The organism is Mesorhizobium sp. BHbdii (assembly GCF_053848045.1).
In genome coordinates this window covers 2,094,600-2,120,175 of the sequence record NZ_JBSPKX010000001.1, presented here as the reverse complement: position 1 = coordinate 2,120,175, position 25,576 = coordinate 2,094,600, and the positions used below count along the sequence as shown (strand labels likewise).

At 60.9% G+C, this 25,576-nt stretch carries 25 protein-coding genes, 4 tRNA genes and 1 pseudogene; 19 read left to right on the top strand and 11 right to left on the bottom strand.

The annotated features are described in order from the left end of the window. Window positions 1–46 precede the first annotated feature (46 nt). From ACWTU8_RS10325 to ACWTU8_RS10315, 3 genes are all read left to right on the top strand, one after another. On the top strand, window positions 47–1,132 hold the full coding sequence (locus ACWTU8_RS10325) for an FAD-binding oxidoreductase (RefSeq protein ID WP_455848000.1): 1,086 nt from the start codon (window positions 47–49) through the stop codon (window positions 1,130–1,132). A 178-nt stretch (window positions 1,133–1,310) separates the two neighbouring features. Beyond that, on the top strand, window positions 1,311–1,712 hold the full coding sequence (locus tag ACWTU8_RS10320; protein WP_455847999.1) for a hypothetical protein: 402 nt from the start codon (window positions 1,311–1,313) through the stop codon (window positions 1,710–1,712). A gap of 866 nt (window positions 1,713–2,578) precedes the next feature. After that, window positions 2,579–2,929 (top strand): hypothetical protein, encoded by a 351-nt coding sequence (locus tag ACWTU8_RS10315; RefSeq protein WP_455847998.1) that lies wholly within the window; start codon window positions 2,579–2,581, stop codon window positions 2,927–2,929. Between the two features lie 1,171 nt (window positions 2,930–4,100). Here ACWTU8_RS10315 and ACWTU8_RS10310 read toward each other — a convergent pair. From ACWTU8_RS10310 to ACWTU8_RS10290, 5 genes are all read right to left on the bottom strand, one after another. Continuing rightward, the gene (locus ACWTU8_RS10310; RefSeq protein ID WP_455847997.1) at window positions 4,101–4,973 is read right to left on the bottom strand and encodes a ferritin-like domain-containing protein; all 873 of its coding nucleotides are present in this window, start codon (window positions 4,971–4,973) and stop codon (window positions 4,101–4,103) included. A gap of 147 nt (window positions 4,974–5,120) precedes the next feature. Further along, complete coding sequence (locus ACWTU8_RS10305) at window positions 5,121–6,662, bottom strand: hypothetical protein (protein ID WP_455847996.1); 1,542 nt, start codon at window positions 6,660–6,662, stop codon at window positions 5,121–5,123. Between the two features lie 406 nt (window positions 6,663–7,068). After that, window positions 7,069–7,314 (bottom strand): hypothetical protein, encoded by a 246-nt coding sequence (locus tag ACWTU8_RS10300; protein WP_455847995.1) that lies wholly within the window; start codon window positions 7,312–7,314, stop codon window positions 7,069–7,071. Between the two features lie 81 nt (window positions 7,315–7,395). Beyond that, window positions 7,396–8,097: a Crp/Fnr family transcriptional regulator gene (locus tag ACWTU8_RS10295; RefSeq protein WP_455847994.1), complete on the bottom strand. Its 702-nt coding sequence runs from the start codon at window positions 8,095–8,097 to the stop codon at window positions 7,396–7,398. 390 nt (window positions 8,098–8,487) lie between these two features. Continuing rightward, window positions 8,488–8,706, bottom strand: coding sequence for an RNA-binding protein (locus ACWTU8_RS10290; protein WP_455841530.1), 219 nt, complete (start codon window positions 8,704–8,706; stop codon window positions 8,488–8,490). Between the two features lie 741 nt (window positions 8,707–9,447). On the opposite strand from ACWTU8_RS10290, the gene ACWTU8_RS10285 reads away from it, so the two are divergent. Then, complete coding sequence (locus tag ACWTU8_RS10285) at window positions 9,448–9,774, top strand: hypothetical protein (protein ID WP_455847993.1); 327 nt, start codon at window positions 9,448–9,450, stop codon at window positions 9,772–9,774. A gap of 278 nt (window positions 9,775–10,052) precedes the next feature. Here ACWTU8_RS10285 and ACWTU8_RS10280 read toward each other — a convergent pair. Continuing rightward, window positions 10,053–10,128: transfer RNA gene (locus ACWTU8_RS10280), tRNA-Thr, on the bottom strand. Window positions 10,129–10,285: 157 nt separating this feature from the next. Between ACWTU8_RS10280 and ACWTU8_RS10275 the strand changes: the two genes are divergently transcribed. Next, a complete protein-coding gene (locus ACWTU8_RS10275) occupies window positions 10,286–10,453 on the top strand; it encodes a hypothetical protein (protein WP_455847992.1) in 168 nt (55 codons plus the stop codon). Between the two features lie 141 nt (window positions 10,454–10,594). Here the strand turns inward: ACWTU8_RS10275 and ACWTU8_RS10270 are convergent, their stop codons facing one another. Continuing rightward, complete coding sequence (locus ACWTU8_RS10270; RefSeq protein ID WP_455848452.1) at window positions 10,595–10,756, bottom strand: hypothetical protein; 162 nt, start codon at window positions 10,754–10,756, stop codon at window positions 10,595–10,597. 77 nt (window positions 10,757–10,833) lie between these two features. Here ACWTU8_RS10270 and ACWTU8_RS10265 point away from each other — a divergent pair. Beyond that, a pseudogene (locus tag ACWTU8_RS10265) lies at window positions 10,834–10,887 on the top strand (BA14K family protein); the annotation flags it as partial. A gap of 93 nt (window positions 10,888–10,980) precedes the next feature. Here the strand turns inward: ACWTU8_RS10265 and bhcR are convergent. Further along, window positions 10,981–11,799 (bottom strand): HTH-type transcriptional regulator BhcR, encoded by an 819-nt coding sequence (bhcR, locus tag ACWTU8_RS10260; protein WP_455847991.1) that lies wholly within the window; start codon window positions 11,797–11,799, stop codon window positions 10,981–10,983. A gap of 205 nt (window positions 11,800–12,004) precedes the next feature. Here bhcR and gcl point away from each other — a divergent pair, with 205 nt between their 5' ends. From gcl to ACWTU8_RS10245, 3 genes are all read left to right on the top strand, one after another. Beyond that, the gene (gene gcl / locus ACWTU8_RS10255) at window positions 12,005–13,786 is read left to right on the top strand and encodes a glyoxylate carboligase (RefSeq protein WP_455847990.1); all 1,782 of its coding nucleotides are present in this window, start codon (window positions 12,005–12,007) and stop codon (window positions 13,784–13,786) included. A gap of 19 nt (window positions 13,787–13,805) precedes the next feature. Next, window positions 13,806–14,603 (top strand): hydroxypyruvate isomerase, encoded by a 798-nt coding sequence (gene hyi / locus ACWTU8_RS10250; protein ID WP_455847989.1) that lies wholly within the window; start codon window positions 13,806–13,808, stop codon window positions 14,601–14,603. A 163-nt stretch (window positions 14,604–14,766) separates the two neighbouring features. Continuing rightward, on the top strand, window positions 14,767–15,687 hold the full coding sequence (locus ACWTU8_RS10245; protein ID WP_455847988.1) for a 2-hydroxy-3-oxopropionate reductase: 921 nt from the start codon (window positions 14,767–14,769) through the stop codon (window positions 15,685–15,687). Between the two features lie 74 nt (window positions 15,688–15,761). On the opposite strand, the gene ACWTU8_RS10240 is transcribed toward ACWTU8_RS10245, so the two are convergent. Then, window positions 15,762–16,613 carry a TrmH family RNA methyltransferase gene (locus ACWTU8_RS10240; RefSeq protein WP_455847987.1) on the bottom strand — a complete coding sequence of 284 codons (852 nt, stop codon included), beginning with the start codon at window positions 16,611–16,613 and terminating at the stop codon, window positions 15,762–15,764. A gap of 200 nt (window positions 16,614–16,813) precedes the next feature. On the opposite strand from ACWTU8_RS10240, the gene ACWTU8_RS10235 reads away from it, so the two are divergent. Continuing rightward, window positions 16,814–16,898, top strand: a tRNA-Tyr gene (locus ACWTU8_RS10235). Between the two features lie 70 nt (window positions 16,899–16,968). Then, window positions 16,969–17,042 (top strand) — tRNA-Gly (locus ACWTU8_RS10230). A 117-nt stretch (window positions 17,043–17,159) separates the two neighbouring features. Here ACWTU8_RS10230 and ACWTU8_RS10225 read toward each other — a convergent pair. Both ACWTU8_RS10225 and ACWTU8_RS10220 read right to left on the bottom strand, forming a co-directional pair. After that, a complete protein-coding gene (locus tag ACWTU8_RS10225) occupies window positions 17,160–17,564 on the bottom strand; it encodes a GFA family protein (protein ID WP_455848430.1) in 405 nt (134 codons plus the stop codon). A gap of 107 nt (window positions 17,565–17,671) precedes the next feature. Next, a complete protein-coding gene (locus ACWTU8_RS10220; RefSeq protein ID WP_455847986.1) occupies window positions 17,672–18,559 on the bottom strand; it encodes a DMT family transporter in 888 nt (295 codons plus the stop codon). Between the two features lie 307 nt (window positions 18,560–18,866). On the opposite strand from ACWTU8_RS10220, the gene tuf reads away from it, so the two are divergent. The 8 genes from tuf to rplA all read left to right on the top strand — a co-directional run bounded on the left by tuf (window position 18,867) and on the right by rplA (window position 25,250). Next, window positions 18,867–20,042, top strand: coding sequence for an elongation factor Tu (gene tuf, locus ACWTU8_RS10215; protein ID WP_029352152.1), 1,176 nt, complete (start codon window positions 18,867–18,869; stop codon window positions 20,040–20,042). Between the two features lie 268 nt (window positions 20,043–20,310). After that, window positions 20,311–21,978: a hypothetical protein gene (locus tag ACWTU8_RS10210; RefSeq protein ID WP_455847985.1), complete on the top strand. Its 1,668-nt coding sequence runs from the start codon at window positions 20,311–20,313 to the stop codon at window positions 21,976–21,978. A gap of 111 nt (window positions 21,979–22,089) precedes the next feature. Continuing rightward, the gene (locus ACWTU8_RS10205) at window positions 22,090–22,572 is read left to right on the top strand and encodes a group II truncated hemoglobin (protein WP_455847984.1); all 483 of its coding nucleotides are present in this window, start codon (window positions 22,090–22,092) and stop codon (window positions 22,570–22,572) included. Between the two features lie 131 nt (window positions 22,573–22,703). Next, window positions 22,704–22,779, top strand: a tRNA-Trp gene (locus ACWTU8_RS10200). A gap of 407 nt (window positions 22,780–23,186) precedes the next feature. After that, a complete protein-coding gene (gene secE, locus ACWTU8_RS10195; RefSeq protein ID WP_029352158.1) occupies window positions 23,187–23,390 on the top strand; it encodes a preprotein translocase subunit SecE in 204 nt (67 codons plus the stop codon). 27 nt (window positions 23,391–23,417) lie between these two features. Continuing rightward, window positions 23,418–23,945 carry a transcription termination/antitermination protein NusG gene (gene nusG, locus ACWTU8_RS10190; protein WP_006202141.1) on the top strand — a complete coding sequence of 176 codons (528 nt, stop codon included), beginning with the start codon at window positions 23,418–23,420 and terminating at the stop codon, window positions 23,943–23,945. 173 nt (window positions 23,946–24,118) lie between these two features. Beyond that, a complete protein-coding gene (rplK, locus tag ACWTU8_RS10185; protein WP_029352163.1) occupies window positions 24,119–24,547 on the top strand; it encodes a 50S ribosomal protein L11 in 429 nt (142 codons plus the stop codon). Between the two features lie 4 nt (window positions 24,548–24,551). After that, window positions 24,552–25,250 carry a 50S ribosomal protein L1 gene (gene rplA, locus ACWTU8_RS10180; RefSeq protein ID WP_292310375.1) on the top strand — a complete coding sequence of 233 codons (699 nt, stop codon included), beginning with the start codon at window positions 24,552–24,554 and terminating at the stop codon, window positions 25,248–25,250. Window positions 25,251–25,576: the final 326 nt, after the last annotated feature.

Below are 25,576 nucleotides of genomic sequence, written 5' to 3'. Positions count from 1 at the left end.
TTTAAAGCATCCCGGCTGCCATCCTGGCCAGGTCAAGCAGAGTCAAATGATGAACACACACGCTTCCTTTTCGACCACCGATTTCGCTCCGGCGATGCGTCAACGGCAATGGGCGGAGAGCGCAAGACAGTTCGTGCGCTGCCGACGCATCATCGATGACACGTCCGATGTCAGGACATTCGTGTTTTCGGCCGCTTCTGGCCACATGTTCAGCTTCAGTGCAGGCCAGTATTTAGTCCTGCACCTGACGATCGACGGCACCCGAGTAACAAGATCGTACTCAGTGTCGTCTCCGCCGACTCGACCGCTCGACCTGCAGATCACGGTAAAGCGGGTGAAGGGCGGGCTTGTTTCCAACTGGCTTCACGACAATCTCCGGCCGGGCCACGACATTGAAATCGAAGGGCCGGTCGGGCGTTTCAACTTCGACGATCTGCCATCCGAAAAGCCGCTTTTCCTTTCGGGCGGCAGCGGCATCACTCCCGTTATGTCGATGCTGCGGGCGCTAACCGACCGGGCATCTGGTCATGACATCCGTTTCATTCACTGCGCTCGGACGGCGAACGACATCGCTTTCCGCTCCGAGTTGGAGACGCTCGCCGCGCGATTCTCCAATGTCGATGTAAGCTTCATCTGCACTCAGGAAGGTTCGGCGTGGCAGGGCCCTATCGGTCGGATCGACGGCCCCATGCTCTTGCGGCTGGTTCCCGACCTTCACCAGCGCACGTCTTACGTTTGCGGCCCCGAGCCGTTTATGCAGACGGTTCGGGCCTGTGTCGCGGAGATCGGCATCGCACCCTCGCAGTACCACGAGGAAAGTTTCGGCGGCGCCGTGGGCAATTCCATGCCTCCTCAATCGGCTGCCGCTGGCCCAACTTGTGTCCGTTTCGCCCGGTCTGGCGTGGAGCACCTGTGTGCGCCTGGAGAGACTCTGCTCGATGCGGCGCGCAATAGCGGCCTCTACATCCCAACCGCATGCCAGCAGGGCATTTGCGGAACCTGTCGGACGGTCAAGCTCTCAGGTGACGTCGTGATCGACGACCTTGGAGGACTCAGCCTTCAAGAGAAGGCGGCTGGTTATGTGCTGGCTTGCTGCAGCTGGCCGCAAGGCACCGTTTGCCTCGATCTCTGACCTCATTGCGAATTGATGGCCAAGCCCGGCGCTGCGGGCATGCCGCTGGCTCACATGATTGGATAAACGGCGCGCGCACTCATGAGTCGGTTCCGGCAACCTGCGCTTGGCCGCTGGATCCTTTGAATGTCGGCTTTCGGGCGCATCGTGCGGCGCTTGGCCTTGGCGCCGTGAAGTATTGCGCAAGGAAACGATCGCCGGTCGCGAGACTTCCGAAGATCCAAAGGTGTGGGCGGTGGAAGCCCTCGACTGGTCCGGCCTGACCGGATGGGCGATGGATGCCAATGGCGTGCTGGAGAAGGCCACCAGAGGCACGCTTGGCCTCTCGATGATCACCGGCAAGCCGATCTCCAGGTATGCGACCCGAAACCTCCGGGCGCCCTGCTGGATCCGACGCTCGACGCGGCTTCTGACATATTCCAGGCGACGGGCGCTGTCGCCGCGGGCGACTTCGAGCGGAGCGATCTGCATACCGTCCGCAAGCTGCTGCCTGCCCAGAATCTCTTTTGGCTGCGCGCCCTTTCGGTCGGGTGGAGAAGGCGACCGGCGACACGACGGGCTGCCCGAGAAGAGCAACTGACATGAGATCACTACCGGCTGTCGACGTAGGCGCGATCGTCACCGGAGCTCTGCCGTGAGCGCCGCCCTACTGATGCCGCGCGAGCCGCTCTACGGGCGCGTTGGCTTCAGCCAACCTGACCAGCGCTTGCTCGACTTTCTGCGCCGAGCGGTCCGTCCGCTTAATGTGCCTCACGACTTGCTGCCTTAACAGCGCGAGCCTTGCGGCGCGATATACGTCGCCGTATCTCGCAGTTTCAAGGTGGAGGGTCGCGAGCCTCATGGGGCGACGATTCCAATTATCTAGCGGAAGAATTCGCGAACGCGTCTTTCGTTCCAATGTCCGACCCACGCTGCGGAAAGGGGAACGGGTTCCAGTATAAGTAAGGTTCCGGGGATGGCCGGTTGCAGTTTATCGAACCGCTCATGCCGACCCTGGTCAACAAGCCTCCGGAAGGCGACGAATCCAGAGCGGCCCGGAACATAAGCGGGCTGCAATTCAACATTGCATCAAAGTAGTAACACCGCCATCGGCAGCGCATCGATCGGCCCGCCACGGGGCCGTGAAGTGGTGCACTGACTTTCTGAATGATGTTGTTGCCAGCCGCCATACCTTTGATGCCTATCCAGACGGAACTCCGAACCGTGGCTACGTTTCCAAAACCGACAACATCGTGACGCTTCCCCTCCACGTGACGCCTGAAAGTTTCGAGTGCAGGTGCTCTGGAGGGACGAATAAAATAAGTGCCGTTCGTTTCGCACTCCTGGCGCGGAGACTAGCCGCAAGGCCGGAGTTACAAAAGTTGACACTTCATAGGCGGAACACTCCTTCGGTCTGCCTGTTGGATTTACCAGCGCATGTCGCGCATTCAGAACCGGAGAAAGAAGATGAAACGTATACTTTTGGCCTCGGCAATTCTGGCAGTGTCGGCCGGGCTTTCCCTTGCCCAGACGACGAGCGGTACCTCGAGCGGCACCTCGACGAGCGGAACTTCGACCACGACAACCGTGCCCGGCACGACCCAGGGCACCGGCACCACCACCAGCGGGGCCAACACGCCCAACGATCAGGGCACCGACACAACCACCACCAGCGGTACCACCAATCCGAACTCGGCCAGGGACTGCGCACCTGGCCAGCAGACCGGTAGTGCTCAGCAGGCCGCTCCGGGCCAGCAGGATACGGCTGCCAACACCGCCGCGCCCGGCCAGGTGAAAAAGACCCCCGAAGGTTGTTGATCGGCGGTTCGACACGCATCGGAGTGCCCAGCGGTCGCTGGGCTGGTCTGCCCGACGACCGACTGAGAATGAACTCGGCTGGCGTGCGAGTTGCCGCCAGCCGAGGATCGGTTCGGCATGGCTTTAAAGCGCTACGCAGCAAAACGCGCACATGACTGTCTTGTCCTCCAGAACGCGGACGGGACGAAATCGCGCCAGTTCCGGTTCCGCGTCCTCTTTCCTGTTCGGCTTCTAGCCTTCGACCCAAGCCGGCCGACACCGATCCATATGGATCCTGCAACGCTGAAACGGGCCTGTTCCTGCGACCATTCGACGCTCTGTTCCGCTCGCGTTATTCGAGTGTGACCCAGCCGGCGCATCTTTGGCAGCGGACTTTTGCGATTTCAGCTTATGTTCTACGGTTGCATGGCTCAGTCGCAACAGCTGCGGCATCCTCGCCGCCGCTGAGGTTGGACCACGTCCACTGACCTGTCTGCTCGATCCCGTTGCGACGTCGGCGGTGACAATCCGAACGCCGACGTTGTCAACGATCCTATACGGCTTGCTGCGCCAAGGCGCGTAAGGCGCGCTCCGCTGGTATGCAATGCCATTTTCGGAGACTGTCTCTGTATGCATCACCACGCGTCTAAGACAGTGGATCGCCGCTCTTGATCGCGCGCGCCATCCCGCGTGTTTTTCTTTGATTGAGTTTCCAATTTGGATTAGCTGCACAAGAGATGCAGGAGGGAGGGTTGCACGCCGATTCATCAAAAAGCTAAAGAAGCCGGCGTCTTTCAGTTCGTCCGAAGTGGCCTTGCTCGGCCGCGTCTTCGAGAGGTTGACGATCGGGGCTCAATCCCCGCAGCGACGTGAAGCGATCGCGTCCCGCATCATCGCAAACTACCAAGCCGGAATCACGGACGAGGAAGAACTGTTTTCGGCGTCGAAACTCCCTTTCGGACGGCTAAACTGGTATAAGGCTTCCGCCGCGACGCCACTCAAATCTCGCCCAGCCCGTGGCATTTTACGCAGGGAAAATCATAAGCGACCGGGCATCCCGTCGTCGCGTCCTCTATTAGTCCCTCCGAGATCGCTGGCCAGCGATGTTCCATCGGCACAGATCATGACGGCATCGGCAAGGTCGTAGCGATCGTCGATGTCAGGCTTTGGCCACTCGGACAGCCCAGACGATTCAGGTACTTTTTATCTTGCCGTTCATTCCATTGGGGTAAAAGCCACCCTTGCTCGCACCTTCCTGATCGGTGAGATACACGATGCGCAACACCTCTTGCGGTGTTCGGGTGAAGGCTATCGCATCCGGTGTCGAAGGAACGATGTTTGCCTTGCCGTCTACCTGGATGCCTTGGTCCTTGTCATCCGATCCGTCGATCTTGTCACGCGCGTCGGAGACCGCGTTAGCGGCTTTCCAGGCCTGTTCGCCCTTTCGGTAGAGCGTCGATCGCGCCATTCCCATGTGGTAAGCCTCAACGGCCAGGATTCCAGCTGCGGCGGCGAGGAAATCCTTGTTCTTCAACACTGTCGCCGCGCCGGCATAGGCGGTAACACCAACATCCTCGAAGAGCATTCCGCCAAGGACGAAGTTCGTCTCATTACCGAAGGGATCGAAGTCTTCCCCTAGCCCTGCAGCCTTTGCGACGGCTGCGAAGCCAGCTTCGAAATCGATGGTCGGCCTAGGCACAGCCTGGTCTCCGAGGGTCTTGCGATAGAACCTCACGTGAGCCAGTTCGTTTTCTGCCACCTCGGCCATGAACTCGCCGATGGCAGGCGTTTCGAAGGAAACCTGCTTGCCGCCGGTCACCTGGCCCGCATCCGCACCTGCATCGGAATCATCGATTCCTTTCCCGGTCGTGCCGCGCAGGTAATACTCAGCCTCCATGTACTCCAAATTGAGTGCGAACTGGAAGATATCCTCATCCTGAACCTCACTGGCCTCGTCGGCGAGCGATACTGAAGCGCGGCCTACAGTCGAGGCAAGCGTCGCGCCCAAGCCAAACTGCAAAAGGCGGCGGCGGGGAAGAATAAGTGAAGGGATCGCACGGAACATGACTTCCTCCTAAAGCCCGCCCGGCGTCAGTCTTGGCTCCTCAAGTGCGGGCCAGTTAACCAAACATCGCCGCAGCGCAAAGGTTCCGGGATCTGGTTGTGGTGGCGGGTCGGAAGTTCAGTCGATGGTCGGAACCAGCGCACGACATCAGGCATCCACCCCTTTACGCCGCCACCCCGGTGCGGAATAGGCAAGCCAGCCAAACAGGCCAACGACACCGACCATTGCGATCCAGCCGACGATCATCCGCGTCCGGGTCTGCGCCGTCGGCATGCGCAACTCATCGACCTTGGGCCACATAACATGAAGGTAGCCGTCCGGCTCGGCCGCGAGCGCTTTGTCCTCAGTGTCGACCTCGAGCATCACTCCAGGCATTGGTCTCTCGCCGCTGCTCACCATGATGTGCACAGGCGCCATCGCCGCAATAACTTGCCCATCGCGCTTGACAGTACCCCAGCCCCACAGGGCGATCTCGGGCTTCATCTTCGGCAGTTTGCCGGTACCGATGCCGGTGTCGCCGTGCATCTCATGGTCATAGACCACTCCGGACCATGTCGTGTATTGGCCGAGCGGATGCCGGGGCATCGGTTTGTCGACGGTGATTTCGTACTGCGCATCACCCGATGTGAAGGTCGCCCGGACGCGCATGCCATCGGTGTTTTGCACATGCGACCACCGATTGCCCATCTCAGATGTCTCGATGCTGATCTCTCCATTGATCGGCTGTGTGCTCTTCATATTGGTTGGATCTGGGCCGACCACGCGCATGCCTTCGCCTGACGCGCGAGCGCCTGCGAGCAGGGCGTTGGTTCCCTTCTCGACCGGCAGGGTCTGACCGAAGGCCGGATCGAAGGCGACAGCGAGAAACAGGAGTGTCATTGCCACTCCAGTCCACTCAAGATTCCGGCGTCTCTTCATCAAATATCCGCCCAGCCACCACCCGACGAGGGCAGAGACGAATGCGCCGGGGAATGACCGCCACCAGAGGTCCTCGTATCCGGAATAGGTAGGAGGACGAAGCGGCAGCCCTCGCGGACCGAGATACATATTATAGGCGGTCCATACGAGCGCGAGCATCAGGGAACCGACGATCCAGCCGATTCGGCCGACGCCCGCATAGGCGGTCCACGCGCAGACGAAGACGAAGCCGATCAAGATATGCTGGACGAAAAAGGTGATGCCGGGAAAATCGCGCAGCAGAACCATTTGCGTTAATACGCCGTCGACCACCACGATCAAAGCGGTCGCGAGGAGCCCATAGATTGCGAAATACCGAGTCTCTGCGCGCTCGATCTGCCGCGCTGGATGGTTGCGTCGCCACAGCCACAGCGCAAGCAGATACCCGGCAAGGATAGCCAGGAAATGCGCCGGAACTCCAGTCACCCACAGATGATTGAAATCGAGCCACTCGGGCTCCTGAGGCAAACCCACTGGAGCGAGCCATTGGTAATAGATTTCGAGAATAGCGGTGTGTGCCGCCGTTAGGATCAGCCCAGGAAGGATTCCTATACCGAGAAAGGCCGTGCCGAAGAGGAAGACGGTGGTGATCAGAAAAGTCTTGGTCACCCAATAGGTCCAGTAGGGATCGTTATCCCAAAAGAGGCCATGGGCGATCACGGCATCGATGAAGATCGCCGAAAACCCGACTAGTATAGAGAACTTTACGGTGTCTTTTGCGAGCAGAAACATTGTTACTCCCGCATAGCGCGATTTCTATTAATGCGCCGGTTCGGCAAATGTTCCCTCGACGGCGGCCCACCACCGCCCGCTCAGCCTTATTCCGTTGCTCATGTTCCGGCCGCAAGTGCCACGCTGCTTGGCGCAGGTCGCGCATGTCGACGAGTTGGCTACAGACCGGAAGGGATTGAAGTAATCAGGCTTTTGCCCGGCTGCCGTGCCGCTTGCCGATTATAGGCGGCAGGTCGGTATCCGACAGCGAGACCGGCAGGTTTCTTGTTTGAGATCGCCTTGAGATCTACCTCGATGAGGTCGGCTCGTTCCCCAATGCACAATTCGACGATCAGCAGATAGCGGACAATCGCCTGGCGAATGTCCGATGAAATAGGCCTCGGAGGGAGCGCGGGCGTCTCAGGCCCTATGAATGGAGCCGCGTTTCCGAGCCGTCGCCCATTGTTGCGTCGAAAACGACGGGCACACTGTGAATGATGCATTCCGCCGCCAGAATTTCCTCCAACTGGCGGTCGGTGGCGTTGCAGGCCGGCATGAGTGTTCGGATGGCACGGATTGCCTGTGTGATGGAGAGGAATCGGGCCCTGCCTCTGGAAAGGACATAGGCCTCGGCCGCTCTTTCAACCGTGACGGTGTGAAACGTGTTTGTCATCAAGATGCCTCCCCGAACCAAACCAACACGATTTAGGACCAAGATGCGACAGCCTTCAAGGGAATGTCCGATTCCAGACAATCAGCCGGAGGCAATGCCGAAGTGACGTTGCTCCTCCTCGCCATAAGCACCATGAGTGAGTTCTATCATTCCGGGGCGGTCGACGATTGTGATTTCGCCGCGCCGAGCTTGAACCAGCCCCCTATATTCAAGCATTTGGAGAGCCGTGGTGACGCCGGGGCGCCGAGTGCCAAGCATGGTCGCCAGAAATTCATGCGTCAGGTAGATCTTGTTTCCTTCGATCCGGTCGTGGACCATCAGCAACCAGCGGGCTAGCCTTTCCTCGATTTTCGAATGGCCGTTGACCAGTGCCGTTCGGGACGACTGAACCAGGAATGCGTGAGCATAGCGCAGCAGTGACGCTCGTAGTGTCGGGCTTTTCGAGAGCGCGACACGCAAATCGTCCACCCGCAGGCACCAGCCATTGCCCGCGACCTGGATGTAGATTTCGTTGGAAGACTTGTCCTGGCCGAGCACTGCCGCAAGACCCGTCATGCCATCGTGCCCAATGATGCCAACTTCGCTTTGCCGCCCTCCGGTCATGGTCGCGACCACCGACGCAATACCCGCCTCTGGAAAATAGATGTGCTCGATCGGCTGATATTGGATCTCCAACTGCGCTTTGATGGCCAGTTCGACGTGATCTATCGAGGGCTGTAAAAGCGCGAAATCCTCGGAGGAGAGGGTTTTCAAAACATGGTTGCGAAGGAGAGATTGGGGCATGGCTCTTCTCCCATGACGGGCAAGAGCACGAACCTCTTACTGTCGGCTGCATCCGGAAACACGGCGGCCGATACGACAACGTATACCCTGTGGACGCCACTCGCAAATTGTTTGGCTAGAAATTCGCGAGGAAGGCGAAGGCCCGTCTATTCCGAAGCCACTGGCCAAGATTTCTCCGAAAGCGTGCAGTAGCAAACGCCTCGCTACAAGACTTTCGCGAGGAAATGAGCACGCGATGGCACGATGGAACATTGCGCTGACTTAGAAGTTGGGGACCGGGTGAATCTAATGCAGAATTTGCCCCGTCGGACCCACCACCTCCGTGGGTTTCGGACCCGTTCCGGACCTCTCAACGGAACGGGCTCTTTTATAAACCGCAGCGCCTAAAGTTCACGCACTGGCCGTGCGGCGCTTCGAAAGCGCTTGCCACAACTCTGTTTCGTCTGTGAAGCCGTTCTCGAAAGCTTCAATAACTTGGCAGGCGAGCCGTTCCCTCTGGTCCCGGTCTTTAAGGGCCAGACGACGCTCTTGGCACAGCTGGTCGAATACCTTCTGGAGAAGGTCCAGGTCGGTCGACGTGAATACGCTGCTGTATTTTGAGAAGGCCATAACACTCTCCTCCCTCGTCGGGGCGAAAGCGTGATCTGCTCTTTCAAGCGTCCGTTTGCCTCGGTTTGGTGCGGACGACGCTTCACCATACGCCCTTGTGGGCGGCACAGCCAATCATATTCAGAAATTTGAAACTGACCCACTCCTAATGCTAAAGGGTTTTGCCGGCGCGCATGGCACGCGCGATAGCGAGTTGCGTCAAAACCTTGCGTTTTCGTTTTGCGGCCGCAATGAGCCTACGCAGGCGCCGCAGGACTTCGCCACGTGCGCGAGATCGCCGTGCTCCAGTGCGCTTTCGCCACTGGTCAGAGCGATTGTCATGACGGGATCTGTCCACCCCTCTCTCCCCACCGGATAATGAGGCGATTTCGCAACTGTTTCCCGACCTCAGGCAATGTTTGGGAACCGCAGGCAGACTTGAGGGGCATCATCAATATACTGCTCGCGTCATTGCGGGCGTCTTGTTGTTCGGTCGGGAGGCAATGACCAGCGGCCTACAGCGCTTCGCCGTCGTCGCGGTCGCCATCTTCGCCATTCACCTCGTCCTCATAGGAGTCCGCGCAATCCCGTCGTGGATCGGGCGAGTGGCGTGCTGCGGGGAACACCCCATCGCCTTCGCCACCGCGGCCGGATGCATCCTCGTGCCTCTGGGCGCCTACGTCCTGTGGCTGTGGGTCGCCGGTGCGGAGAACCCGATTTCGACCGCTGCGTACAGCTGGCTCGGGTGGGGCCTGGATCGGATTGCTTCTGCTCCTGATGGCGGGCTACGGCATCTACGGCGCGAGAAAAGGCCTGGGTTGGCTGTCCGGACTCTGGAGCGAGGTCCCGGGCATCGTCGGCTACCGACTGCGGGTCTTCCTGCGAGGCTACCTCGAGTTCCTCGGCGGCCCTGTCACCTTCCCGATCCGCGAGTGGCGCATCCGGCGCGAGGCCGGTTCGGGAACGGCCGTCAAGCTTGTGCCCGCTGCCTACACGACTGTCCTCGGCCTTGTCGTGTCGTTCAAGACGGTGTCCCTCAGCATCCTTGCTGCCTACGGCCTTCTCTCCGGTCTTGGCATCGTCGACTAGTGGACCACCTACGCACGATCTCGGCCGAGCAGGTCCGACGCATTAGCGATGCATGTCAGCGCCATAGGCAACTGACCCGACGCCCCACCACAAAGACCGGAGACCCCGCTTCGGCGGGCTTTTTCGTGGCTCGTGTTGCATCCGTGTTGCATGGAATAAACAGCAACACGTTGAAAAGCCCGCAAATCAGCGGTTTTCAATGTAACGTGTTGCAACATGAAAAGCCGCCCACGTGGCCGCGCTCTTCCCATGAAGTATTTGATTATATTGGTTTTTGCTGGTGCCCCCGGACGGAATCGAACCGCCGACCTTCGGTTTACAAAACCGCTGCTCTACCAGCTGAGCTACAAGGGCACGGCGCTCCGGTTAGCATATTTGTTGCGCCAGTAAAGACAAAACTCTGTTTTCGGCTGCCGGTGAGCGCGCCGGAACCGCCGGCGCGGCATCCTGAAAACGGCCAATTCGATTCCTATATTGGTCGAAGGTGCAATCGCATAGGCGAGGGTGTCGCATGATCAGACTTGTCGTCATTGCCCTGGTCGTGGTCGTGGCCTGGATTCTCCTGGTGAAGCTCATCAAGCAAGTGAAGAGCGCCAATATCGACTGGACCGGAATCACCACCATCATCGGCTTCATCGCGCTCGCCTTCTGGCTGCGCCATATCACCGGCATGGGCTGAGGCCCTCCGCCGGCGGACTATCGACCGGCGCTCTTCGCCGGTCGTAATTGCGCGCCTGACTGCAATGTTCAGACCGGCCGCTTTTGCGCTTTCGAAAAGTCCAAAGAACCGTCGAACCTTTTTCCTTGCAACGACTGATCGTCAAAAGGCGGATGGATCATCGCCACCACTGTCGCCGCCGCCATGCTGGCCGGCACCGTTCAGCCTTCGGCCGCCCATCACAAGCATCACAACAAGCACCTTGGCATCGGCATCGTCGCCGGCGGCGGCGGCTTCCGCTCGGCAGCGCGCTCGCCCAGCCACGCACCGTCTACCTCGACGAGAACGGCGGCTCATGGCACGTCCGCCGCTGCCTCAACCGCTATCAGAGTTACGATCCGTGCTCGGACACCTATGTCGGCTACGACGGCTACCGTCACCGCTGCCGGCTTTGAACGGACCGTTTCAGGCAACCGGAAGAAGGTGCACCCCAGGCCCCTTTTTCTTGTCTGGAGGGTTGCCCCGCTCGCGCTTACGGCGTCAGGTCCTTAGGGTGTCCTGCCGCCGATCATCTTCGTCACCGCCGCCGCTGCATCATGCACCAGCGGGCCGATCTCGGCGAGCCGCTCCGGCGTCACCCGCACCGTCGGTCCCGAAACCGATACGCCGCCGATCGGCTCGCCGAACTCGTTGAAGATGGCGGCGGCCACGCAACGCATGCCGGGGTGCCGCTCCTCGTCGTCGACCGACCAGCCGCGCAGCTTGATGACCACCAGATCGCGGGCCAGCGCCGAGATGTCGGACAGCGTGTTTTCGGTGAAGCGCTCCAACCCGGCCCGGCGCAGGATGGCACCGACGCGTTCCGGCTCGAGATGCGCCAGCACCGCCTTGCCGATGCCCGAGGCATGGAAGGAACTGCGCGTGCCCGGCCGGAAGAAGGCGCGGATCGCCTGATGCGTCTCGACCTGGCTGACGAAGACCACGCAATCGTCCTCGGCGACGCCGAGATTGGCGGTCTCGCCGGTCTTCTCCATCAGTTCCTGCATGACGATACGGGCGCGATCGACCAGCTTGCGGCGGCGCAGGAACGCCGCACCCATGCGATAAGTCCCGACGCCGATGGACCACAGCTGGTCGGTGCTGTCGAACTCGACCATGCCGTGGTTTTCCAGCGTCGTCAGCATGCGGTAGGCGGTGGATGCCGCAAGGTCGCTCTGCGCGGCGATCTCGCTCAGCGACAGGCCGCTGCCTTCGGCGACGATGGCCAGAATGCGCAGCGCCCGGTCGAGCGACTGCACCGAAGCCGCGTCGGACGGACCATGGAAGCCACGCGGACGTCCGCGCTGGCGTTTTTCGGTGGTTTCCATGGCGGCACTCTTGCCGATTTCGCGTCGAATACGCAATGAAAAAGTTTTTCACTGATCTGCCAGGCCGAACCTATGGAAAACGGATCACTCAATGAAATCAATCGCTAGCCGTCAAGTCTTAGAAATGAAAAAATATTTTGAAAAAATTGAAAAATAGTCGGCGCACTGGCATCCTCGGCCATCAACAAATTCCGTGGAGGCGGACATGGCAAGGATGCGCGCGGTCGACGCAGCGGTTCTCGTTCTCGAAAAGGAAGGCATCGCCTGCGCCTTCGGTGTGCCGGGCGCGGCGATCAACCCGTTTTATTCGGCGCTGAAGGCGAGGGGCACCATCCGCCACATCCTGGCGCGCCATGTCGAGGCGGCGTCGCACATGGCCGAAGGCTATACCCGCGCTAAATCAGGCAATATCGGCCTGTGCGTCGGCACTTCGGGTCCGGCCGGTACAGACATGATCACCGGGCTCTATTCGGCCGCGGCCGATTCTATCCCGATCCTCTGTATCACCGGCCAGGCGCCGCGCGGGCGTCTCAACAAGGAGGATTTCCAGGCCGTCGACATCGCCGCCATCGCCGCGCCTGTCGCCAAATGGGCGGTCACCGTCATGGAACCCTATCTGGTGCCGATGGCGCTGCAGAAGGCGTTCCACTTGATGCGCTCGTCGCGGCCCGGTCCGGTCCTCGTCGATCTGCCGGTAGACGTGCAACTGGCCGAGATCGAGTTCGACATCGATGCCTATGAGCCGCTGGTGCCGTTCAAGCCGGCGATGTCGCGCAGCCAGGCCGAGAAAGCCTTGGCGATGCTAAACGCGGCGGAAAAGCCTGTCATCGTCGCCGGCGGCGGCATTATCAACGCCGATGCTTCGGATTTGCTGATCGAGTTGGCCGAAGTCACCGGCGTGCCCGTCATTCCGACGCTGATGGGCTGGGGCGCGATCCCCGACGACCACCGGCTGATGGCCGGCATGTGCGGGCTGCAGACATCGCATCGCTACGGCAATGCGACGATGCTCGAAGCCGATTTCGTCTTCGGCATCGGCAATCGCTGGGCCAACCGCCACACCGGCTCGGTCGACGTCTACACCAGGGGCAAGAAATTTATCCATGTCGACATCGAGCCCACTCAGATCGGCCGTGTGTTCGCGCCGGACCTCGGTATCGTGTCGGATGCCGGCGCGGCGCTCGAAATGCTGCTCGACGTCGCCACTGAATGGAAGACGGCGGGAAAATTGCGCGACTGGTCGGGCTGGGCCAGGGAATGCCATGTCCGCAAGAAGACGATGAAGCGCAAGACGCATTTCGACCAGGTGCCGCTGAAACCGCAGCGCGTCTATGAGGAGATGAACAAGGCATTCGGTCGCGACACCACCTATGTCACCACGATCGGGCTTTCGCAGATCGCCGGCGCGCAGTTCCTGCATGTCTACAAGCCGCGCAACTGGATCAATTGCGGCCAGGCCGGTCCACTCGGCTGGACGCTGCCGGCAGCACTTGGCGTTCGCGCCGCCGATCCGCAGCGCAACATCGTGGCGCTGTCCGGCGACTATGATTTGCAGTTCATGATAGAGGAGCTGGCGGCCGGCGCGCAGCACAGATTGCCCTATATCCACGTCGTGGTGAACAATGCCTATCTCGGCCTGATCCGTCAGGCGCAGCGCGGCTTTTCGATGGATTACGAGGTCAGCCTCGCCTTCGAGAACGTCAACCGGAAGGACGACCCTGAGGCTGGCTACGGCGTCGACCATGTCGCCGTCGCCGAGGCGATGGGCTGCAAGGCGGTCCGGGTGCGCAGGCCGGAGGAATTCGCGGACGCCTTCAAGCAGGCGCAGCGCCTGATGAAGGAGCACCAGGTTCCCGTCGTGCTCGAATTTATCCTCGAACGCGTCACCAACATTTCGATGGGCACCGAAATCGACAAGATCACCGAATTCGAGGAGCTTGCCGAGAGCCACGAGGATGCCCCCACGGCGATCGTCATGCTTGATTAGACTCTACGGAGAAAAAAGAATGCCGCGTTTTTCAGCCAATCTTTCGATGCTCTTTGGCGAGCACGAGTTTCTCGACCGCTTCGAAGCCGCCGCCCACGCCGGCTTTAGGGGTGTCGAATATATCGGGCCTTACGACCATGCGCCGGAGGTGGTTGCGGCGAGGTTGAAGAAGAACGGCCTGACGCAGGTGCTGTTCAACCTGCCAGCCGGCGATTGGGGCAAGGGCGAGCGCGGCATCGCCGTGTTGCCGGATCGTGTTCCCGAGTTCCGGCAAGGCGTCGCCAAGGCGATCACCTATGCGCATGCGCTGGGCTGCGAACAGGTTAACTGCCTCGCCGGCATTGCGCCGCAGGGCGTCGACCGGAGTGTGCTGGAAGACGTCTTCGCCGAAAACCTGGCGTTCGCGGCGGAGAAGCTGGAGCAGGCCGGCATCAGGCTGTTGATCGAGCCGATCAACACGCTCGATATTCCCGGCTTCTTCCTGAACTATTCGGATCAGGCTCTGGCGCTCATCGACCGCGTCGGCTCGAAGAACCTGTTCCTGCAATACGACATCTACCACATGCAGATCATGGAGGGGGATCTCGCCCGCACCATTGAGGCAAACCTCGACCGCATTGCGCATATCCAGCTTGCGGACAATCCCGGCCGTCATGAGCCGGGGACGGGCGAGATCAATTTTCCCTTCCTGTACAATCATATCGACCGCATCGGCTATTCCGGCTGGATCGGCGCCGAATACAAGCCGAAGGCCGGCACGGATTCTGGGCTCCGATGGCTCCGGGACTTGGCCGGGCAGGGGAGTGCGGCTGCTTAGCGGCCAAAGATCACTTGGCGTTTGCGCTGCCCCTCACCTTACCCTCTCCCCGTATAGAGACGGGGAGAGGGGGGCGCCAGCGTTGTGGCCAGTCCCCTTCTCCCCGTCACTATACGGGGAGAAGGTGCCGGCAGGCGGATGAGGGGCGGCGCCAACCCTGCTGGTGAGCGCAGACAACGATTTTCAGGAGAACCACATGGACACCATCGGTTTCATTGGCCTCGGCATCATGGGCGCGCCGATGGCGGGGCATCTGCTCGACGCGGGCTACACCGTCGTCGCCAGCGACCATCGCTCGAAACCGCCGGCCGATCTCGCCGCCAAGGGTTTGAAGACCGTCTCCGGCCACCACGCCGTGGCGAAAACGGCCGATATCATCATCACCATGGTTCCCGACACGCCGCAGGTGGCGGATGTGTTGTTCGGCGACGACGGCGTCGCTGCCGGCCTGACCGAGGGCAAGCTGGTCATCGACATGAGTTCGATCTCGCCTATCGAGACCAAGGTTTTTGCCAAAAAGATCAACGATCTCGGCTGCGACTATCTCGACGCGCCGGTGTCGGGCGGCGAGGTCGGCGCCAAGGCCGCGTCGCTGACCATTATGGTCGGCGGCGAGGAAAAGGCCTTCGAGCGCGCCAGGCCGGTGTTCGAAAAGATGGGCAAGAACATAACCCTGGTCGGCCCCAATGGCGTCGGCCAGATCACCAAGGTCGCCAACCAGATCGTCGTTGCGTTGACCATTGAAGCGGTCGCAGAAGCGCTTGTTTTTGCATCGAAAGCCGGGGCCGACCCGGCCAAGGTGCGTCAGGCGCTGATGGGCGGGCTCGCCGCCTCGCGGATCCTCGAAGTGCATGGCGAGCGCATGATCAAGCGCAGCTTTTCGCCGGGGTTTCGCATCGAACTGCACCAGAAGGATCTTAACCTGGCGCTGGAAGGGGCCAAAGCGCTCGGCGTTTCGCTGCCCAACACCTCGACGACGCAGCAATTGTTCAACTCCTGCGCGGCCAATGGCGGCGCCAAGGAGGATCACTCGGCGCTGGTCAGGGCGCTGGAGCGGATGGCGGGACATGGGCTAGGGGAGTAGGGCAGTAGGGGGAGGTCAAAATTCACGGCATCCGACAAACTGCACTTCCCTACCCCCCTTACTGCCCTATTCCCCTACTGCCCTAGAAATTTCCTCGCTGCATAAAGGCTCACCGCCGCGGCGTTCGACACGTTGAGCGAGCGGATGGCGCCGGGCATATCGAGCCGGGCGAGCGTCGTCACCGTTTCGCGGGTCTTCTGGCGCAGGCCTTTGCCCTCGGCGCCCAGCACCAGAGCGATCTTTTCTTCCGAAAAACTCTTTTCGAGTTCCGCCGGTCCGTCCGAATCGAGGCCGATGGTCTGGAACCCGGCCTCGTGCAATTGGCCGATCGCATCCGCGAGGTTTTTCACCTCGATCTGATCGATATGCTCCAGTGCGCCGGAGGCCGATTTCGCCAGCACGCCGGATTCATGCGGGCTGTGGCGCGCCGTGGTGATCAGCGCGCCGGCGCCGAAGGCGACCGCCGAGCGCAGGATCGCACCGACATTGTGCGGGTCGGTGACCTGGTCGAGCACCAGCACCAGCGTCGCATCGCCGAGCGCATCGAGCCGCTTGGGTTTTAGCGGCTCGGCCTCGATCAGCACGCCTTGATGGACTGCGTCGGAGCCGGTGACCTTGTCGATGTCTTTTGGCTCGACCAGTTCCGTCTTGAAGGGCAGGGCAGCGAGGTCGGCGATCGCCAGCCGCTCTGCGGCGTTGCGCGTTACCAGCATCTTCTTGATCCGCCGGCGCGGGTTGTCGAGCGCTGCTCGCGCCGTGTGCAGGCCGTAAAGCCGCACCAGGCCGTCCGCCGCTGTCTCTCCTGGCGGCACCGGCTGGCGCGGCCGGAAGGCCGGCGCGCCACCGCTCTTCTCGTCGCGATGCGCACGCCGCAGCTTGGCGTAGTGGGTGTCTTTAGGGGTCTTGGGCTTGTTATCGTTGCTCATGGCCGGTTCTATAGCCGTGTCGTCTGTCTATGGATACAGCCGCAGAACCTGCTTGTCAGGCGAGGCATCAAATTCAGCGCGTTTTGCCGGGATGTTGCGGTTGACAGTTTTGGGCGCTGCCGCCATAAGGCGCTTCGCGAAGGGCTGCTCAAGCGGTCGCGACGCGTCGATGCATCGTTGCATGGCTCCGGCGGCAGACTGGAGAGGTGCCCGAGTGGTTAAAGGGGACGGACTGTAAATCCGTTGGCTATGCCTACGTTGGTTCAAATCCAACCCTCTCCACCACTGCCGGCCCGGAAGCCTGAAACGCAAAGCATCGGACCGAAAAGTGCATAGCGGTTTTCGGGCGAGAGGCGCGGGTATAGCTCAGTGGTAGAGCAGCAGCCTTCCAAGCTGAATATGCGGGTTCGATTCCCGCTACCCGCTCCAAGCATGCTGTTGAAGCCATTATCAAAAACAACTTCCTTGAAAATGCGCGCCGTGTCACTGTCTGTGGCGGTTCTGTAGTGCCTGACCGGCAATGCCGTCATCCACATCGCCAGGTCTTCAGCCGGCACCTCCGGCGACATGCTCTTCATACTGGGGCAGGTCATCGGTGATTGTGAACCACTTCGCCTTGGAGCCGACAAAGATGTGCTGCGTCGGACGGATGGTCGGCTCGTCGACGAGGGTTCCCATGGCGACGTGCACGAAGGCGCCATCGCGGACGACCGAATAAAGCAATGAGCCGCAGGTCTTGCAGTGTGTGTCATGGCCGGCCTCCTCGCCAAAGATCTGGAGATTGTCCTCGCCCTTGGTCAGGCTCAGTCTCTCACGCTCGATGCCGGCAAACGGCTTGAAGGCCGAACCGGTGGTGCGCCGGCAGTTCGAGCAGTGGCAGTTGGCGGCGTAGATGAACTCGTCGGCCACCGCATATTGCACGGCGCCGCACAGGCATTTTCCGGCAAGCATGCGGTTGCCGACGTTCTCCTGGCTTGTCACAGGTTCTCCATTTTTTGCGGGCAGCGGCCAAGTTGAAATTTGTGGTGTAACCGTTGTTTTGGTCACCACTGCCCAAATTATGCGACGACGGTCAGTCGGCGCCTACGCTCGTCGAGCGACACGATGGTCAGCCCGCTGGCCACCACCAGCAGGATGCCGCTGATCGCCAGCACGTTCGGCAATTGCTGGAACACCATCAGGCCCGAAATGACCGCCCAGACGGTGAAGCAGTAGTAGAACGGCGCCACCACGCCGGTCGGCCCGACGCGATAGGCCATGAAGATGAAGAAGTGGCCGAAGATCAGGAACAATCCGGCCCCGGCCAACAGCAGCAAATGATGTGTCTCGGGCATCACCCAACGCTCGGACATCAGATGCGCAGCGCCTGAGCCGACCAGCACCACCATCACCGCGGAAATTGCGACGATCATTCCAGGCACATCGGCGGCGACCCGCCGCCCGGCGAGATCGCGCGCGGCGGCGAAAGCCGCGTTGCCGAGCGCCAGCAAGGCGTAGATCGAGATACCCTGCATGGTCGGCTGCGCCACCATCACCGCTCCGATGAAACCAAGCCCGATCAGCGCCGTGCGCACCCCTCCGATGCGTTCGCGGAACAGGACAGAGGAACCAATCAGCATGAGCAGGGGAGTGATCTGCCCCAAGGCGGTCGAATCGGCGATCTGCATGTTGGCGAGTGCCACGACGTAGCAAAGGATTGCCGCCAGCTCGAGCAGGTTTCTTTGTAACACTCTCCTGTCGAGGATCAGCGGAATCTGCTTGGCGTAACCTAGCGAAAGCAGCAACGGGATGCCCCACAGCGTTGCCGCCGTCCCGCGCAGAAACAACACCTGATAGGGTGGCAGCCCCACCGTCGCCAGCTTCATCATGGTGTCGTTGACGACATAGGACCCGGTCGAGAGGATCATGAACAGCGGGCCGCGGATGGCGATCGGAATGAAATGCATCGGATCAGGAAATCAGACCGGCGCCACAACGGCAATGGGCCAGATCCGGCTGGAAATCCGGCACGGTGAACAGGCGGAAGCGGCGATATCCACCCGTTGAATGCGGATACCCGCGGAACCTATCTTCGGCCATTCCATTCCTTCTTGTTCGTTCCTATATCCGCGCCACATCCCCGAAAACCGGATCATGGGTTCAGACCGGGTGAGAAAGCGCCCGGCCACAAGGCACTTGTGTTTTTCGGCCGTAGTCGCTAATCGCCCCGCATTCGACTGAACTGAAGGTCCAGGCCGTCCAAGGAAAGAGACTATGGCAAAAGGTAAATTCGAGCGTACAAAGCCTCATGTGAACATCGGCACGATTGGCCATGTCGATCATGGCAAGACGTCGCTGACGGCGGCGATCACCAAGTATTTTGGCGAATACAAGCGCTACGACCAGATCGATGCGGCGCCCGAGGAGAAGGCGCGCGGCATCACCATCTCGACGGCGCATGTCGAATACGAGACGGCCAACCGCCACTACGCCCATGTCGACTGCCCGGGCCACGCCGACTATGTGAAGAACATGATCACCGGTGCCGCGCAGATGGACGGCGCGATCCTGGTTGTGTCGGCCGCCGACGGCCCGATGCCGCAGACCCGCGAGCACATCCTTTTGGCCCGTCAGGTCGGCGTGCCGTCGATCGTGGTGTTCTTGAACAAGGTCGACCAGGTCGACGACGCCGAGCTGCTCGAGCTGGTCGAGCTCGAGGTGCGTGAGCTGCTGACCAAGAACGAGTTTCCCGGCGACGACATTCCGATCGTCAAGGGTTCGGCACTTGCCGCTTTGGAAGATTCCGACAAGAAGATCGGCGAGGATTCGATCCGCGAATTGATGGCTGCGGTCGACGACTACATCCCGACGCCGGTTCGTCCGCTGGACAAGCCGTTCCTGATGCCGATCGAGGACGTGTTCTCGATCTCGGGCCGCGGCACGGTGGTGACCGGCCGCGTCGAGCGCGGCGTGGTCAAGGTCGGCGAGGAGCTGGAGATCATCGGCATCCGTCCGACCACCAAGACGACCTGCACCGGCGTCGAGATGTTCCGCAAGCTGCTCGACCAGGGCCAGGCCGGCGACAACATCGGCGCGCTCTTGCGCGGCGTCGACCGCGAAGGTGTCGAGCGCGGCCAGGTTCTGGCCAAGCCCGGCACGGTCAAGCCGCACAAGAAGTTCGTCGCCGAAGCCTACATCCTGACCAAGGACGAGGGCGGCCGTCACACGCCGTTCTTCACCAACTACCGTCCGCAGTTCTATTTCCGCACGACCGATGTGACCGGCATCGTGTCGCTGCCGGAAGGCACCGAAATGGTGATGCCTGGCGACAACATCACCGTCGATGTCGAGCTGATCGTGCCGATCGCCATGGAAGAGAAGCTGCGCTTCGCCATCCGTGAAGGCGGCCGCACCGTCGGTGCCGGCATCGTCGTCACCATCAAAGAGTAATCGACACCGGCATTTGCCGGTCAGATCGGATGCGGAAGGGCAGTTCTCGGGCTGCCCTTTTTGCTTTTTTTAGCACAGCCGAGTGCCTGCGGCGCCATCGCAAAACCTTGTTGCGAGCCCGTCAAAGCTCAATTACAGCGCCGGGCGTTGTTCGTGCGCGCGAAGGGCGCTGTAGCACGTTGATATTGCGCATGATCGCCAGCGAAAATCGGTTACGTTTTTGGGGGTCGTGCGTTAGGATAGCTTGCATTGCGGGGGGTTTGCCCGAATGGTTCCATGGCGCCGTCTGAATGGCCAGACATGGTGGATGCTTGGGGTGATCTGCCTGGCGTCGTTCCTTGGCATGGAACAAGCTGCCTTCGCGGCGAATACAAAAAAATCCGCGTCGGATGTTGGTCCAACGATGCGGTTTGTCGTCGTCCGCAGCAGCGCGCCTGGTTGCGAACCGACCTGCCCGGAATGGATATCCGCTGAAGGCTCCATAGAAGCCCGCACGCCGGCCCTGTTCAAGCGCACGCTCAAGGTGCTCGGCCGCCGAAAACTGCCTCTTGTCGTGGATTCTCCCGGCGGCAATGTCGATGCGGCACTGGCGCTTGGTCGGCTGATCCGCAAGAACAAACTCGATATCGCGGTCGGCAAGACCCGGTTCACCGGTTGCCAGCCCGATGCCAAGGACTGCACGGAAAACGACGGCAAGGCCGCTCGCTATTTCGGCAATGCCTATGCTGACGGCGCCATCTGCAATTCCGCTTGCCCGCTGATGTTTGCCGGCGGCATCAGGCGCGTGGTCGGGCAATGGGCCCATCTCGGCGTTCATCAGATCACCACGACCTACATTCGGACGAAATTGCAATACCGGACCACCTACCGCGTGGTGAGAGGCAAGAAGAAGATCATCGACAAGAAGGTCATCAGCCGCAAGAACGCCGGCAGCTACAAGACCTACGAGATGAGCAAGTCGGTGGAGAAAAGACTGGCGGCGTATCTGAAGGAAATGGGCGTCGGCCAGGCCGTGCTCGAGACGATGAAGAACACGCCGGCCAGCAGCATCCAGCAGTTGGCTCCCTACGACATGCTGCAGACGAAGCTGGTTACCAGCCTGGATGCCGTCGACCTGCTGACCGCGGCAACCCTATGCAACACCGATCCGGTGGCTGCGAACTGCAGGGAAATACCGGCGCCAGCCGGCCACGTGGTGGCGTACGCCAAGCCCGCTCCCGCCGCGCCGGTCGAACCCGAAACCGTGCAGCGGGCCGATGTTGGAGATATGCGCTTCGTTCTGGTTCGCGGCAGAAGTTTACTCTGCGATCCCAACTGTCCCGAATGGATCTCGGCGGAAGGCACGATTAGCGCTCAAACGCCGGAACGGCTGCGCCAACTGCTGGACACGATCGGTGATCGGCGACTGCCCCTGGTGATCAACTCGCCGGGAGGTGACGTGCTCGGTGCCCTGGCCGCTGGAAGGTTGATCCGAGAACGCAAGCTCGACGTGGCGGTTGCGCGGACGGACTTCATTGGATGCGAGCCGGACAAGGCGGATTGCACCGCCGAGAATGGCATCTATGTCGGGCTCTCGATCGATGCGAGCGGCGAGTGCGGCGCAGCCTGTCCGATCATGCTTGCCGGCGGTGTCAGACGCCTTGTCGGTCCTCGCGCGCAGCTGACCGTGCACTCGATGGGGTTGGAGCAGCGGGTAAAAACCTATCTCAAAGACATGACAGTCGGACCCGGCCTGCTGGCGGCGATGCGGTCGGTGCCGGCCTCGCGCCCTCGGCAGCTCGAACCCGAGATGATGGTGAAAGTCGGGCTGACGACCGGGCTTGAATCGGTCGATGAATTTACCGGTCCGACCATCTGCAAGTCGGAGCCGGTGCCGGGGAATTGCCGCGTGGTGTCGACGTCCGAGGTTCAGGCCGAGGCGCCGGTCAAGTTGTAAGGCACAGGCACCGTAGCCGGCCCAAGCTGGCCATGGAGGCAGGTTGAGCAACCTTCGATAGTTCCGCTATCGTTCGAAGCAATTGACAGTCCGGCCAGTCGAGGATCGAGAATGAGCCAGGGTATCCCGACATTGTTCGAATGGGCCGGCGGCACCGAAGCGCTGAATCGCCTGACCCAAACCTTCTACGGCAAGGTGTTCCGGGATCCCATCGTCGGCCCGGTGTTCAAAAACATGTCGCCGGATCACCCCGCCCATGTCGCGGCCTTCATCGGCGAGGTCTTTGGCGGACCGAAAACCTACAGCGAGAAGCATGGCGGCCACCGCGAGATGGTCATGCATCATCTCGACAAGCATCTGAGCGAGGAACAGCGCCGCCGCTGGATCGATCTTCTGGCGGACGCCGCTGATGAAGTAGGATTGCCGGACGATCCGGAATTCCGCTCGGCTTTCATGGCCTATGTCGAATGGGGGTCGCGGCTGGCGAAGATGAACTCCAACCTTAGCGAGACCTGCGATCCCGAGACCGAGCCGATGCCGGCCTGGGGCTGGGGCGTGCCCGGCGGACCGTACAAGCTGCCGTTGGGCGGATGATCCCGACTTGCCACGAAGATTTCCGACCTGATGCTGAAAGCGGGCAGGAATGGAACGATCAGATCAGACTGCTCTTTACAGCGCGCACGGAAGCTTTTAGGAAGCGCCTGCTGCGCTGACGTGCGCACGATACGGGCATAGCTCAGTTGGTAGAGCGGCGGTCTCCAAAACCGCAGGTCGTAGGTTCGAGCCCTGCTGCCCGTGCCATTTTTCGAAATGGCCAATTCATGAAACCCGTGCCATTTTTCGGAATGGCCGATTCATGAAAATTGTCTGGGCTTCCACGCATTGGCCCTTTGAAAATCCGCCGGTGACTTGCCATATAGGCTGTCTTGAGACATAAGAGGCCATAGCCGGGACGGGACGACTGGATGGTTCCGAGGCGGCGTTTGGTCATAAAGCGGACACTTGCCACTTGCGTGGATCAAGAATCGGTTTTATGTAGACGAAACAGACACGCGACGCGTGGAGCTGGGAAGCCGGCTTTACGCGTCCGATTTGCATGGGCGAAATGATTGCGCTGATTCGGCGCGAACACAGGCTCAGGCGGCACATCCCGGCCAGCGGGATCATCCAGGAGATCCGGTCAACGGGTCTTGCAGACAGAGCGGCACATGGCTTCGAAAACCACAAATCCATTCGTCTTTCTCCAGCAAGTTCGCTCGGAGACCGCCAAGGTGACTTGGCCGTCGCGGCGCGAAACGATGATCTCGACGGTGATGGTCCTGGCGTTCGCTGTGATCGCGATGATCTTTTTCTTTACCGCCGATCAGCTCATGGGCCTCGCGGTCGAGCAGATTCTGGGCATCGGACGCTAAGTCCGGCGATTACGGAGAAGTCTTGAAATGACTGCGCGGTGGTACATCGTCCACGCCTATTCGAACTTTGAAAAAAAGGTCGCCGAGGACATCGAGAACAAGGCCAAACAGAAAGGCCTGTCCGCTGACATCGAGCAGATCGTCGTGCCGACCGAGAAGGTCGTCGAGATACGCCGCGGCCGCAAGGTCGATGCCGAGCGCAAGTTCTTCCCGGGCTACGTGCTCTTGAAGGCCAACCTGACCGACGCAGTGTTCTCGCTCGTCAAGAACACGCCGAAGGTCACCGGCTTCCTGGGTGACTCGAAGCCGGTGCCGATCACCGAGACCGAGGCCCAGCGCATCCTGAATCAGGTTCAGGAGGGCGTCGAGCGGCCGAAGCCGTCAGTCACTTTCGAGATCGGCGAGGCGATCCGCGTCTCGGACGGTCCGTTCGCGTCGTTCAACGGTTTCGTCCAGGAAGTGGACGAGGAGCGGGCGCGGCTCAAGGTGGAAGTTTCGATCTTCGGGCGCGCCGTGCCGGTCGATCTCGAATTCGGGCAGGTCGAAAAGGGCTGATCCGAAATCCCTGTCGCCGTTCGGCGGTGAGGGGAGGCGGCGAGGAAATCGCGCGGCCAACACGGGTGGGAGGCGAATGCGGCTTTAGCCGGCCGCAGGAACCGCACCACCAGACTGCAACCGCCGGTGTTGCCCAGATAGTGGGGCCGGCATGAGACAAAGGCAGGAAAGAGATGGCTAAGAAAATTGCAGGCCAGCTCAAGCTCCAGGTTTCCGCGGGTTCGGCTACGCCGTCGCCCCCGATCGGACCGGCGCTTGGTCAGCGCGGCATCAACATCATGGAGTTCTGCAAGGCGTTCAACGCGCAGACCCAGGAAATGGAAAAGGGATCGCCGATTCCAGTCGTGATCACCTACTACCAGGACAAGTCGTTCACCTTCGTCATGAAGACGCCGCCGGTGAGCTATTTCCTGAAGAAGGCCGCGAACCTGAAGTCGGGCTCGAAGGAGCCGGGCAAGGTCAAGGCCGGCACGATTGGCCGCGACAAGGTGCGCGCCATCGCCGAGCAGAAGATGAAGGATCTGAACGCAACCGATATCGAGGGGGCCATGCGCATGGTCGAGGGCTCCGCCCGCTCGATGGGTCTGGAAGTGGTGGGCTGAGATCATGGCAAAGATTGCAAAGCGTGTATCGAAGACCCGTGAAGGCATCGATCCCAACAAGGCTTATGCCTTGGGTGAGGCGCTGAAGCTGCTCAAGGACCGGTCCTCGGTGAAGTTCGACGAGACCGTTGAAATCGCGATGAACCTGGGTGTCGACCCGCGCCATGCCGACCAGATGGTCCGTGGCGTGGTCAATCTGCCGAACGGCACCGGCCGCACCGTCCGCGTCGCCGTTTTCGCGCGTGGCGACAAGGCCGAGGAAGCCAAGGCCGCCGGTGCCGATATTGTTGGCGCCGAGGATCTGGTCGACATCGTCCAGAAGGGCACGATCGACTTTGATCGCTGCATCGCCACGCCGGACATGATGCCGCTGGTCGGCCGTCTGGGCAAGGTGCTCGGCCCGCGCGGCATGATGCCGAACCCGAAGGTCGGCACCGTCACGACCGACGTTACCGCCGCCGTCAAGGCGTCGAAGGGCGGCGCGGTCGAGTTCCGCGTCGAGAAGGCCGGCATCGTTCATGGCGGCGTCGGCAAGATCTCGTTCGACGTCAAGGCGCTGGAAGAGAACGTCCGCGCCTTCGCCGACGCGGTGAACAGGGCGAAGCCGGCTGGCGCCAAGGGCAACTACGTCAAGAAGGTGTCGGTCACCTCGACGATGGGCCCGGGCCTCAAGCTCGACGTCTCGACGCTGGCGGCGTCCTGATACGAACCATTTGGATCGGCCGCTAAGGGCCGATCCGCAAACAGATTCCGGGCCTCCGATTTATTTTGGCGGCCCGGTACCGGAAGTCGGAAGGCTTCCGGACATCCTGTCCGAGATTGCGGGCGGCCCCAAGCCTTAGTTCAAGGGGGGCCTTAATTCATGTGGGCCTGCATGAGACGGGTGAAGACCGGACAACGGAGCGACATGCTCCAATGAAAGGTTCGAACCGTGTTTGCCTTTTGTCTGCGCACTATTCGGCTTGCCGGCTGGTGTGGCGAAAGGGGGCAGGATCCTCGAGCGTCGTTCGGGAGATCCGTTACTGGATG